Origin of the sequence: Salibacterium aidingense DSM 18341, from assembly GCF_000429685.1 — a bacterium.
Lineage (GTDB): Bacteria > Bacillota > Bacilli > Bacillales > Marinococcaceae > Salibacterium > Salibacterium aidingense.
This window is the reverse complement of record NZ_AUCI01000002.1, coordinates 165,297-177,769: the sequence shown is the minus strand read 5'-3', so window position 1 is coordinate 177,769 and position 12,473 is coordinate 165,297. Positions and strand designations below refer to the sequence as shown.

Below are 12,473 nucleotides of genomic sequence, written 5' to 3'. Positions count from 1 at the left end.
TTCCCTTTTCGTTATTACATATAAAAATCATAATCGGCATAGTCCCGGAGCGGCTGTTTTACATGATCGTGATGATCATGGTGAAAAAACACAACGCCATGCGGGTTTCCAAACCCTTCCGTCTCAGGCACTTTACGCTGGACCGGTGTGAACATCGTATGCCGTTCAAAACCTGGGTGCTCTTCCAATTCCTGAGGAATATTGAGCTTTTCAATATTTTCGACCCTTGGATAAACCATCAAACTGCCGGCATGCCCTCTGGCTTTTTTCTCCTTAGGGAAAAAGTCTTTCAGTTCTTCTTCTGTGGTGTTGGGATCCGAACATAAAATATGGGCCTGAAACGGATTAAACTGATACGTTTTTTTAATTAAATCAAAGATATTCCCGCCTGGTATACGTGCCGCCACCTCAATAAAACTAATTTTGCCTTCTTCGTCGATAAAAAATTCTGGATGAATAAGACCGTATTGAATATCAAACGCGTTAATCAGTCTCTGCACCGCTCCTCTTATTTTTTTGCGCTGCTTTTCTATTTCCGGCGAGGGGGGCGCCATCATGGAATATCCAAAGACTATATATTCCGTAATATTAAGAAACTGTATTTTTCCATTGTGAATAAATACTTCACAGGAGACTTCCACTCCGTCTAAATGGCTTTCCAACAGCCCTGGAAAGGCATTATCTTCTAATTGATTGATATCCATCTCCGATCGAATAACACGATGCCCTGCATCTCCTGCCTTATCAAAGGCTTTGAAATGTATAGGCTCCAGTTCCTCTTCGCCTTCTCTGAGCATGGCGTCATTCACACGCCGGAAAAACTGCCTGACATTCTCTTTATTTTCCGCCTCTTCAAATACACCGACTTTCAAGCCTCCCATCAGCGCCCGTCGTTTCATTTTTCCTTTATGGCGGAAAAGCAGAGAATGGCGGAAAATTTTTGGATCATCCTGAAGTTTCGCATTAATCCCTGCCGCCCATTCCACCGTATCTTCGAATAATGGGATCGCCAATCCGACATTCTCTTCCTTCAGTATCTGATAGAGCCCTTCACACTGATCACAAACGTCTTCCATCGAATAATTTTCTTTATAATGATCAAAATCCCACGCTATAAAAGGAAGGTCATATTTGTCCGCATACTCCTGAAAATGAGGCGGACCTACAATAACAAATGGGCGCTGGAGCTGATCCATGGCTTCTATCGATGGCAGGCTCCATCCGATCAAAGCTGTTTTGTAATCGATGTCCTGCTTTGTGTTTGTCATACTTTCGCATCCCCTTCTTTGTCTCTTTTAGCTGTTTGCATAATGCTATTTTTACCTGGAACGCAAAAGATTATGACTTGTTTCTTCAGAAAACTTTCTGCTGCATAAAAAAGCCCGGGCTGTCCGCCCAGCCCGGGTTCTGCCTGTTCTTACTATTGTTTGTAACCATTTAATGTGCTTGTTCCTGTTACTGTCACTACATTTTCTGCTGCAGCCGGATCCAGTCCTTCCACAGCTACCATACCATCCATTGTTCCAGCTTCGGTTTCAAAAATGAGATGTTCTTTGCGGCTGTCTCTCAACGCTTCCATGAAAAAGCGCTGATTTTCAACACCGTATAGAACAGCTTCCCAATCTTCGGGATCATCATTTTTCACGGTGAGTTCTCCTGTATCAAATGTAATTCTTTCATCTTTTCCTAAAAATACCTTATCAATTTTCATCATGAGCCTCCTTTGTGTTATACCGTACGTTTTTGTTCGTTTCCCTGCTGATGTCATTTTAAACATAAAATTTACAAAAGGCTCTGGTATCAAGGAGCGGGGAAAACACTAGGAGCAGGTCAAACTTCTTCTCTTTTGTTTTTTATTACTGGAAAACATCTCCGCTTGATAAAAGAACTCCTGTTCCCATATACTAAATCTATACCTTTTATCATGGAGCGATATCCCATGGAACGTACCGTGTTTTTAATCGATATGCAGTCTTTTTACGCCAGTTTTGAAAAAGTATACCAAATGGAGCTGGAAGATAAACCGGTCGTCGTGGCAGGGGATCCAAAGATCCGCAGCGGAGTGATTCTGGCAGCCTGCCCGGTCGCCAAAAAATGGGGCGTAAAGACAGCGGAAGCTTTATGGGAAGCCGAAAACAAATGTCCGCATCTCACCGTCATTAAACCCCGGATGCAGGCCTATTTGGACGCTTCTGTCGAAATTGCCTCCGTGATGGAAACGTTCAGTGATCAGGTGGAACCTTACAGTGTGGATGAAATTTTTGTAGAAATGACCCATGTGCTTGAAAACTATGACAGTGCCTATACAGCCGCCTATTTGATGAAACGCCGGATTAAACGAATGCTCGGTGTCAACGCCCGGGTCGGAATTGGCCCGACCAAGGTGCTGGCTAAAATGGCATGTGATCATTTTGCTAAAAAAACACCGGAAGAGATTTTCACCCTCTCTTTTTCCAATCTGAAAAAACAGTTATGGCCCCGCCCCATCGGTGATTTATTCGGAGTAGGAAGCCGGATGGAACACCATTTACGCAGTATAGGAATCCGTACTATCGGCCAGCTTGCAGAGTTTCCTCTGGAACAGATGAAAAAACGCTGGGGCCTCAACGGGGAACTACTGTGGCATACGGCTTATGGCCGGGATTCCTCTCCCGTCACGGTGGATACCCACATTCACCGCAAAGGGATCGGCCACCATATGACCCTCCCGCGTGATTATTACAGCTGGAACGACATCAAAATTGTTCTGCTCGAACTGAGCGAAGAAGTGGCCCGCCGGGCGCGGGCCAACGGCTATATGGGAAGCACGGTGACGATCGGGGCAGGCGGACATGACTTTGATCTCCCCGCCGGCTTTCACCGTCAGCACAAGCTGATGGACTATACAAACGACGGAACCGTAATTTACCAGACAGTATGCCGCTTATTTAACAGGCACTGGGACGGTTTTCCCCTCCGCAGTATCGGAATCACTCTGGATCAGCTTATCCCCGATGCTTTCCGCCAGCTTTCTCTCTTTCACCCCGTTCAGGACAGAGAAAGACTAAATCACACCGTCGATCATTTAAAAAACCGCTTCGGCAGTGATGCCGTCCTGCGGGCCTCTTCTCTTACCAGTGCCGGTCAGGCCTCATTACGGGCACGGAAAATCGGCGGCCATTATAAATAACGAGAATTTTATTACACAATCCCTGACTTTCTTCGAAAGAGACAAGTTTTATAGGCATAGGCTAATCTGAAAAAACCTTGGAGGTGTAACCATGTTTTACCATGTAAAAGACTTACAGTATAATGCCAAACCTGTTTCTCCAGATCCAGTCTATGCGAAAAAGCTGCAGGAAGTATTAGGAGGTCAGTACGGGGAAATTACCGTCATGATGCAGTATCTGTTTCAGGGCTTCAACTGCCGGGCCGATCCAAAATACCGGGATCTGCTGTTTGATATTGGAACAGAAGAAATAGCACACGTGGAAATGCTTGCTACGTTAATAGCCAGACTGCTGGACAATGCCCCTGCCAAAGATCAGGAACAGGTAGTGAAAAGTGATCCGGCAATAGAGGCAGTCATGGGCGGCATGAACCCCCAGCACGCTATTGTTTCCGGTCTGGGGGCACTGCCTGCTGACAGCGTCGGCTATCCCTGGAACGCAAAATATACCATCGCAAGCGGGAATTTATTGGCAGACTTCCGGGCCAACTTGAATGCGGAATCCCAGGGCAGGCTGCAGGTCTCCCGATTATATGAACTCTCGGATGACCCTGGAGTACGCGATACATTATCTTTTTTAATCGCCCGGGATTGCGCTCACCAAAATCAATGGATTGCTGCCATCCGAGAACTAGAAGAAGCGGAAGGGGATATTGTCGTCCCAACGACCTTTCCGAGAAATCTTCAAAAGGAAGAAGTGGCGTATGACTTTTACAACACTTCCCAGGGAAACGAAAGCAGTCAGGGGCCGTGGGCACAGGGGCTCGCTCCAGATCACAGATATTACTTCCGCTATGTAGAGCACCCCATGCCGTACGGGCCGCGTCCCTATTTAATTCCAGCTCCTTATTATCTGCATAACACCCCACCCATGCTCCGTGCCTAAACATTACCTATAAAAAACATGGTTTCGCCGCCGGCTGAAACCATGTTTTTTATTTTTATACATGGTATAACCCGCCGGCGGTTGACAAAACCTATCCTTGAAGAAAGGAGGAAAGAACAATGAATCACCTTATTGCATTAGGAATTAAAGCCGGGCTTACCTTTGTTGTACTGCTTATTATATTGTCCCTGGCCGGAGGATATCCGTTTTGGAACATGGTGGGACTAACGTTGATAGTAACAGGAGCTGCTTATGTCATCGGGGATTTATTAATATTAAAAGCGACAAATAATACCGTTTCCACCTTAGCTGACATCGGATTATGCACATTGGTTATTTGGCTCGTCGGTCCGTTTATTTTGAATGAGTCCGTGCCCTTTTTTTTAGCACTGCTGTCCGGAATCATCATCGGAGCAGGAGAATGGTTTTTTCATAAATATGTCGTTAATTCCGTTATTTCCAAAAATCCAAAAGTATATTCCTAAAGGGGGGAGTTATCATTTTTCACCATAAAAAAGAGCTTCAATATCATGCAAAACCCGATAAACCAGACCCCGTATACGCAAAAAAGCTGCAGGAGGTGCTGGGAGGACAATTCGGAGAAATAACCGTAGCCATGCAGTACCTTTTCCAGGGCTGGAACTGCCGGGGGAATGAAAAATACCGGGATATGCTGCTTGATATAGGAACGGAAGAAATCGCCCATGTCGAGATGCTGGCAACCATGATCGCCCAATTGCTGGATTCCGCTCCTGTAGAAACCCAGGAAAATGCAGCCGAGGATCCAGTGTTGGGGGCAGTCATGGGCGGCATGAATCCTCAGCATATCATTGTGTCGGGATTAGGAGCCCAGCCGACCGATAGTGCCGGTTATCCTTGGAATTCAAGATATACCATTGCAAGCGGCAACCTGCTGGCGGATTTCCGCGCAAATCTAAATGCCGAATCCCAGGGCAGACTGCAGGTGGTTCGTTTGTATGAGTCCACCACAGACCACGGCGTAAAAGATATGCTGTCCTTTTTGATTGCCAGAGATACCATGCACCAAAACCAATGGATGGCAGCTATTGAGGAGTTAGAACAACAGCAGTCCGCTGTCGTTCCTTCCACTTTTCCAAAAGAAAAGGAAAAACAGGAAGTGGCCTATTCCTTCATGAATTTTTCAGAAGGAGCCGAAAGTCAAACCGGGCGCTGGGCAAGCGGCAAAAGCATGGATAATCAAGGCACATTTGAATACGATGGGAACCCGCAGCCAATGGGACAAGTTCCTTCTTTAAATCCTGCGCCCGCGTATGTTCACGACACTCCCTTATTTGCAGACAATCCAGTGAATGAAAAGCTATAGAGCGGACAAAATAAACCGCGGAGGTGAAACAGATGCATCAACAGGGATTGGGAATACACGAAAAAGCAGAACTTCATGAAATGCTTGTCTTTAAAACAAATTGCTTATCGAAATCACAAATGATGCAGAATCAGGTTCAGGACCCGGAATTACAGCAATTATTTCAGCAGGATGTCCAGGCATCTACAGAAAATATCTCCCAGCTTCAGCAATTATTAAATCAATAGGAGGGTTATCATGCAGAATGTGAATGACCAGCGTGCTGCAACCGACTTACTGCTCGCCGCAAAAGCCGGAGTTAGAAATTGCGCGTATGCGATTACAGAATCGGCTTCGCAGAACGTCAGGCAAACACTGACCCAGCAGCTTCAGCAAGCTGTCAACTTTCATGAGCAGGTGGCAGATTATATGATCAACAAAGGATATTACCACCCCTATAATTTAAATGAACAATTACAGGTGGACCAGCAGGCCGCCCAGCAGACATTACAACAAAACAATATGCCACAGCAAAATCAATAATATTTTTCTGAAAAGATGGAATTTGTTCCATCTTTTCAGGCTTTCCTCCTGTTCCTCTACATAAAATGAAGGACTGCTTAGACGTTACTTCAGCATAAGGAGGTTGTTTTCATTGAAATCAAATATAGATAAAGCAGAAGCTGATATTACCACGCATTACAAAAATCCATATGAGATTGTGCAGGAATTGCTGCAGGAATCAATCCAAACATTAGGATTGAATGAGAACATTTACCACATTTTAAAAAAACCGATGAGAGTGCTGGAAGTTTCAATTCCGATCCGGCTCGACAACGGCCGCATTCATAATTTCACCGGCTACCGCTCCCAGCACCTCGATATTCTCGGCCCCACCAAGGGAGGTATCCGCTTTCATCCTGACGTGAACATGGATGAGGTCAAAGCCCTCTCCATTTGGATGTCCTTGAAATCCGCTATCCTTGACCTTCCCCTTGGCGGCGGGAAAGGCGGCATTATTGTAGATCCGTCTGCACTCTCCAAACGTGAACTGGAAACATTGAGCCGTGCCTATATCGAGAAGATAACACCTATTATCGGTCCGCAAAAAGATATCCCTGCTCCAGATATGAATACCAGTCCGGAAGTCATGGGCTGGATGATTGATGAATACGACAAGCTGCGGGGTTATAACATCCCTGGAATGCTTACCGGGAAACCAGTTATTATCGGGGGCTCGCAAGGTAGGCTTGCCGCAACAGGACGAGGAGTGGCTATAACGATTCAGGAAGCAGCCAATGTGCTTGGGATGGAAATGAACGGGGCGACAGCAGCCCTGCAGGGATTTGGTAATGTCGGCAGCATGACAGCCAAATTTTTACACGATCTCGGAGTGAAAATTACCGGCATAACAAACGCTCACGGTGGAATCTTTGACCAAGACGGCCTCGATATTCCGGACTTACTGGAGTTCGTTAAGAAAGGAAACAGAATCCATACGTATCCCAAGGCTGCTCCTTTAACCAATGAAGATTTGTTCGGCCTGCCTGTCGATATTTTAATACCGGCAGCGGTGGAGAACCAAATTACGAAAAACACCGCACCCGCCATCCAGGCTAAAATAGTCGCTGAAGCCGCTAATGGACCCACAACGCCCCAGGGGGATGAAATCATGGAACAAAAAGATATTTTTGTCATCCCGGATATATTATGTAATGCAGGTGGAGTTACCGTATCTTATTTCGAATGGGTCCAAAATGCAATGAACTACTATTGGAAGGAAGAAGAAGTGAATCAAAAACTAACTGAAAAAATGACAGCTGGCTTTCAACAGGTGCTCGCCATCCGCGAACAAAAGCAGATGCGTATGCGCCAGGCTGCCTATACTGCCGGCATTAGGCATATCGTCAAAGCCCTTCACGCCCGGGGCTGGATTGAAAATGAAAAAATGCTGGAAGGATAAGAGGCAAAAACGGCGGCCTGCGGACAACAGCTCATAAAGAAGCTAAAGGGCATTCTGGAAAAGAGAATGTCCTTTAGCTTCGTATTAGAGACAATTTAAGAAAAAGACAGGATAAAAAGTCCAGAAACGAAAGGTAACAGACAAAAAAGTTACAGACCGCTGATAAAATGTGCCCTAACACCGTTTCATGAACATTTTCATTCTCGTTCTGTCCTTTATCTAAGGCGGGGCACAGCCCTTCCTTATTTGTCCTCCATCTTGATGCCGATAAATTTAATTTCTGTCATATCTTCGATGGCGTATTTTACCCCTTCTCTGCCAATTCCGCTTTGCTTCACGCCGCCGTAGGGGTGGTTGTCCTGACGGTAGGTCGAAATCTCATTAATCCAGACACCACCGATTTCCAATTGATTCGCCACACGCATCGCACGGTCGATGTCTTTTGTGAACACACCGGCCTGAAGTCCGTAGATGGAATCATTCGCAAACTCCACTGCTTCTTTTTCCGTTTCAAATGGAATAACAGAAACGATCGGGGCAAATACTTCGTCTGCAATGATTTTCATATTGGACTGTACATTTGACATAATCGTTGGTGTCAGCATGGTCCCATTCCGCTCCCCGCCGGTCTGAATAACAGCCCCTTTTGCTTTGGCATCATCAATCCAGTGTTTTGCACGTTCTGCCTCTTCCTCGTTAATCATTGGGCCGATATCCGTGCTCTCTTCTCCCGGGTTTCCAAGGGTTAAGTTTTCTGTCTGCTGCACGTAGGCTTCAAGAAACGACTCGTATATTTCCTGCTGAACATATATACGCTGCGCGGAAATACAAACCTGGCCGGAAAAAGCAAACGCCCCTCTCACCAGCGACGACACGGTCGTTTCTAATTCGGCATCTGCAAAAATAATGTTGGGGGAGTTGGAGCCAAGCTCCAGGGTGACCTTTTTAAATCCGGCGGCTTTCCGGATGGCCCTGCCCACCGGCAGACTGCCGGTGAAGGTGATTTTCTGGACTAGTTCGTGGGCGACAAGCGCCTCCCCGGTTTCTTTTCCTGTGCCAATAATTACATTCAACGCTCCATCCGGCAGACCGGCTTCCTGAAATAAAGTTACCAATTTATGAGCAGAAACCGGGGTCTTTTCCGCTGGTTTAAAAACGACCGTATTCCCCGCTGCCAGAGCCGGTGCTATTTTATGAAGAGCTAAATTTAAAGGGAAATTAAAAGGAGTAATAGCTCCTACCACTCCAAGCGGCTCCCGTTTTACAAGCCCCACCCGGTTTTCTCCTCCGATGGCAGCATCCATGGGCAGTACTTCCCCTGTCCTATGTTTGGAGAGTTCAGAAGAAAAACGGAGCACTTGAATAGAACGCTTTATTTCCTCGCGGCTGTGTCGAATCGGTTTTCCTGCTTCCTGCATGATCACCGCAGCAAATTCTTCCTGTTTCTGGTGTAATGCATCCGCTGCTCTCCGCAGAATTTCAGCCCGTTCATGCGCCGGCATTCCCTTCATCCTGGAATGAAAAATTTCATAACTATTTTGTACCGCATCGTTTACATCCTGCGGCCCGGCCAGGGCCAATTCCGCTATTTTCTTCTGATTGTAAGGATTTTGCACTTCCATCGTTTCACGTTTCTCTTCTGCCCGCTCGATTCCTTGAATCGTCGATCCGATCCGCATGTATATCTGCCTCCTCAGCAAAGAATATCTCCTAGTTTCTCAGTAAGTTTCATGTTTTCGCTGTAATCCACCGGACAATCTATAAGCACCGGCTTCTCCATAGCGGCTGCTTTTTTCAGGGCTTCTTTTACTTCTCCGGCCTGCTTAATTTCGATGGCTTCGAACCCATAGGAGCGGGCCAATTGAATGAAATCCGGGTTGCCAAATGAGATGTGGGACGTACGCCCAAAGTGACGGTGCTGATGCCATTCAATTAATCCATATCCGTTATCTCTCCACAACAAAATGACGATGGCTACCTTCAGCCGCCCGGCTGTTTCCAGTTCCGCCCCGGTCATCTGGAAGCTTCCGTCGCCACAGACGGCAACCACCGTACGATCAGGATATACCATCTTTGCGGCAATAGCACCCGGAACAGCAATCCCCATGGAAGCCAGCCCATTTGAAATCAGGCAGGTGTCCGGATAAACCGTATGATACATGCGGGCCATCCACATCTTATGAGCCCCTACATCAGAGACAACGATATCCTTGTCCTTCAATACTTCCCGTACATCAGCAATGATCTTTTGCGGTTTTACTGGAAAATGGTCACTGTTTTTAAAAGAGTCTAATTCTTCCAGGGCCTGTTTTCTTACCCCTTGCACCCAGTCATTATTTCTTGTTTGTAATGAGAAACAGCCGGCTATTTTTTCCAGGTTGTTGTTTATATCTCCAACGACCTGTAGTACGGCAGGATAGTGAGCGTCCGTTTCCGCTTCATTTACATCAATGTGAAGGACCGGGGTTTTGCCGTCCGGATTCCAATTTTCAGGAGGAAATTCAGCCATATCAAAGCCTATCGTTAGAATCAGATCCGCCTGTTTAAAACCGCAGGTTATATAATCATTGCCGCTCAGCCCGGCAGTCAGCAGACTGAGTTCATGCCGCCAGGATAAGGCCCCTTTCCCCATAAAGGTATGAACCACTGGAATTTTTAGTTTCTCTACCATGGTCAGCAGCGCTTTTGAAGCATTTGACCTGGCAATGCCATTGCCCGCTAAAATGAGAGGATGATCGGCTTTCTTTATCATGCGGGCCGCCTCATGAATCGTGCTTTCTGGAGCTCTTTTTTCAGGAGAGATCCTAATGTCCAGCGGGGAGCCGTCTGCTTCCCTTCCTGCTATATCTTCCGGCAGGTCAATATGAACAGCTCCCGGTTTATCCTGAACAGAAACCTGTACAGCTTTCCTGACGATTTCTGGTACAATATCGGTTGATTTTATTTGGGCATTCCATTTGGTAACCGGTTTATACATGGAGATCAGATCATAATGCTGATGAGAAATTTTATGCTGGCGGTTCAAACCAGCCTGACCTGTAATCGCTATAAGTGGGTTTAAGTCCATATTGGCGTTAGCCACCCCGGTCATTAAATTTGTTGCCCCCGGCCCCAGCGTCGCGAGACAGGCTGCCGGTTTACCGGTCAGTCTCCCATAAGTGCCGGCCATAAACGCAGCCCCGGTTTCGTGTCTTGTTACAATAAATTCAATCTGTGAATCCAAAAGGGCATCCATTATATCCAGGTTTTCTTCCCCGGGAACCCCAAACATATATTCAATGCCTTCTTTTTCAAGGCATTGAATAAGCAGCTCTGCCACTTTCATGTGAAACACCCTTTGCTGTAAAGTTATTTTTATTTTTTGTAGGAACATTAATTTTAAACATCGAAAAAAAAGAAAAGGCAGGGAGAAGACCGTTTGATTGTTTTCTTTGAGCAGTTTTTTAGTATAATAGGAGGGAATTCCATCATAATCGGAGGGATTATTATTGAATCGACAAGATTTAATTGCACCCGGAACATATAATATTACTGACGACCTGGAAATGTTTTCCGGAGAGGAAAAGCGGACAGCCGTCCGCTGGCTGAATGAGAGCGGCGCCAGAAGAGAAGTGTCTTATGCTGAACTCGTCCGGAAAACCAACCAATATGCAAATGCGCTTTTAGCCGGCGGGATTCAAAAAGGAGACCGGGTCCTGCTTATTTTCCCAAGACTGCCAGAAGCCTATATGATTCACCTGGCCTGCTTAAAAGCAGGAATTGTGGCGGTCCCCTGCTCCGAGATGCTCCGGGCGAATGATCTCGTTTACCGTGTTCAACATGCGGAAGCAAAGAGCGTCGTAGCGTTTTACTCAGCTACGGAAGAGACGGACAATATCACAGATCCGCTTCCATCCTTGGAAAAAAAATATATTGTTGGAGGGGAAAAAGATGGATGGGAAGCGCTTGAAGTACTGGTTGATCAACAGCCGGAAACCTTTCATGGAGAAAAAACAAAACGGGAGGATATCGCTTTTCTTTCCTACACCTCCGGCACGACCGGCCATCCAAAAGCTGTGGTACATACCCATGGCTGGGCCTACGCTCATGTTCGCACCGCAGCGAAAGAATGGCTCGATGTGAGAGAAAATGATATCGTCTGGGCTACCGCTGCCCCGGGATGGCAGAAATGGATCTGGAGCCCGTTGCTCTCCACTATTACACTCGGTGCCACTGCTTTTGTTTATCATGGTACATTCGATCCTCATGTCTATCTGCGCTTGTTAGACGAACAGCGTATTAACGTTCTCTGCTGCACACCGACAGAATACCGGTTGATGGCAAAAGTAGATCATCTGGAGAGTTATGATATGGATGCACTCCGCAGCACCGTTTCAGCCGGGGAGCCGCTGAACCGGCAGGTCATAGAAACGTTTAAAAAGGCATTTAATGCAAACGTTCGGGATGGATACGGACAGACAGAAAATACCCTTTTGGTTGGAACATTAACTGGAATGGACATTAAGCCGGGCTCTATGGGTAAACCTACCCCCGGAAATACGGTTGATATTATTGACGAAAATGGAAAATCCGTTCCGGCGGGACAAGCTGGAGACATAGCAGTGCACAAGGACTGCCCGGCCCTTTTTAAAGAATATTATAAAGAGCCCGAGCGTACAGAAGCGGCATTCCGGGGGGATTGGTATTTAACCGGGGACAGAGCATCCCGTGATTCAGATGGTTATTTCTGGTTTGAAGGCCGCAGTGATGACATTATTATCAGCTCCGGCTATACCATTGGGCCTTTTGAAGTAGAAGATGCCCTCAACCATCATGAAGCTGTCAAAGAGTGCGCCGTCACTGCCAGTCCGGATGAGATTCGAGGAAACGTCGTCAAGGCGTTTGTTGTATTAAAAGAACAGCCGGCGCCGGGGGCAGAAGAAGTCTTGAAAAAAGAACTGCAGGATTATACCAAAGAACGAACTGCGCCTTATAAATATCCACGGAGGATTCAATTCGTGAACGAACTTCCGAAAACAAATACAGGAAAGATCCGCCGTATAGAACTCAGACAGAATGATCCCGACCGCAGAGCGTAAAGGAGACTGGGACA

Annotated in this window: 12 protein-coding genes; 8 read left to right on the top strand and 4 right to left on the bottom strand. The window is 46.5% G+C overall.

Going from position 1 to position 12,473, the window contains the following annotated elements; translation table 11 throughout:
* Nucleotides 1–14: 14 nt before the first annotated feature.
* Nucleotides 15–1,268, bottom strand: coding sequence for an ATP-grasp domain-containing protein (locus tag G475_RS0103060; protein WP_051302118.1), 1,254 nt, complete (start codon nucleotides 1,266–1,268; stop codon nucleotides 15–17).
* Between the two features lie 152 nt (nucleotides 1,269–1,420).
* Nucleotides 1,421–1,711 (bottom strand): hypothetical protein, encoded by a 291-nt coding sequence (locus G475_RS0103055; RefSeq protein WP_026700004.1) that lies wholly within the window; start codon nucleotides 1,709–1,711, stop codon nucleotides 1,421–1,423.
* Nucleotides 1,712–1,939: 228 nt separating this feature from the next.
* On the opposite strand from G475_RS0103055, the gene G475_RS0103050 reads away from it, so the two are divergent.
* The 7 genes from G475_RS0103050 to G475_RS0103020 all read left to right on the top strand — a co-directional run bounded on the left by G475_RS0103050 (nucleotide 1,940) and on the right by G475_RS0103020 (nucleotide 7,381).
* Nucleotides 1,940–3,169 carry a DNA polymerase IV gene (locus G475_RS0103050; RefSeq protein ID WP_035710047.1) on the top strand — a complete coding sequence of 410 codons (1,230 nt, stop codon included), beginning with the start codon at nucleotides 1,940–1,942 and terminating at the stop codon, nucleotides 3,167–3,169.
* Nucleotides 3,170–3,260: 91 nt separating this feature from the next.
* Nucleotides 3,261–4,094, top strand: coding sequence for a manganese catalase family protein (locus G475_RS0103045; RefSeq protein ID WP_026700002.1), 834 nt, complete (start codon nucleotides 3,261–3,263; stop codon nucleotides 4,092–4,094).
* A gap of 119 nt (nucleotides 4,095–4,213) precedes the next feature.
* Nucleotides 4,214–4,579, top strand: coding sequence for a DUF2512 family protein (locus G475_RS0103040; protein WP_026700001.1), 366 nt, complete (start codon nucleotides 4,214–4,216; stop codon nucleotides 4,577–4,579).
* A 14-nt stretch (nucleotides 4,580–4,593) separates the two neighbouring features.
* On the top strand, nucleotides 4,594–5,439 hold the full coding sequence (locus G475_RS24145) for a manganese catalase family protein (protein WP_035710044.1): 846 nt from the start codon (nucleotides 4,594–4,596) through the stop codon (nucleotides 5,437–5,439).
* Between the two features lie 32 nt (nucleotides 5,440–5,471).
* Nucleotides 5,472–5,666: a hypothetical protein gene (locus G475_RS0103030; protein ID WP_026700000.1), complete on the top strand. Its 195-nt coding sequence runs from the start codon at nucleotides 5,472–5,474 to the stop codon at nucleotides 5,664–5,666.
* Between the two features lie 10 nt (nucleotides 5,667–5,676).
* Nucleotides 5,677–5,961 carry a spore coat protein gene (locus G475_RS0103025; RefSeq protein WP_035710041.1) on the top strand — a complete coding sequence of 95 codons (285 nt, stop codon included), beginning with the start codon at nucleotides 5,677–5,679 and terminating at the stop codon, nucleotides 5,959–5,961.
* 112 nt (nucleotides 5,962–6,073) lie between these two features.
* Nucleotides 6,074–7,381, top strand: coding sequence for a Glu/Leu/Phe/Val family dehydrogenase (locus tag G475_RS0103020; protein ID WP_233275721.1), 1,308 nt, complete (start codon nucleotides 6,074–6,076; stop codon nucleotides 7,379–7,381).
* A gap of 242 nt (nucleotides 7,382–7,623) precedes the next feature.
* Here G475_RS0103020 and G475_RS0103015 read toward each other — a convergent pair whose 3' ends face one another.
* On the bottom strand, nucleotides 7,624–9,060 hold the full coding sequence (locus G475_RS0103015; RefSeq protein ID WP_026699997.1) for an aldehyde dehydrogenase family protein: 1,437 nt from the start codon (nucleotides 9,058–9,060) through the stop codon (nucleotides 7,624–7,626).
* Nucleotides 9,061–9,074: 14 nt separating this feature from the next.
* Complete coding sequence (locus G475_RS0103010; protein ID WP_026699996.1) at nucleotides 9,075–10,706, bottom strand: acetolactate synthase large subunit; 1,632 nt, start codon at nucleotides 10,704–10,706, stop codon at nucleotides 9,075–9,077.
* A 163-nt stretch (nucleotides 10,707–10,869) separates the two neighbouring features.
* On the opposite strand from G475_RS0103010, the gene mbcS reads away from it, so the two are divergent.
* Nucleotides 10,870–12,459 (top strand): acyl-CoA synthetase MbcS, encoded by a 1,590-nt coding sequence (gene mbcS, locus G475_RS0103005; protein ID WP_026699995.1) that lies wholly within the window; start codon nucleotides 10,870–10,872, stop codon nucleotides 12,457–12,459.
* The last annotated feature ends 14 nt before the right edge of the window (nucleotides 12,460–12,473 follow it).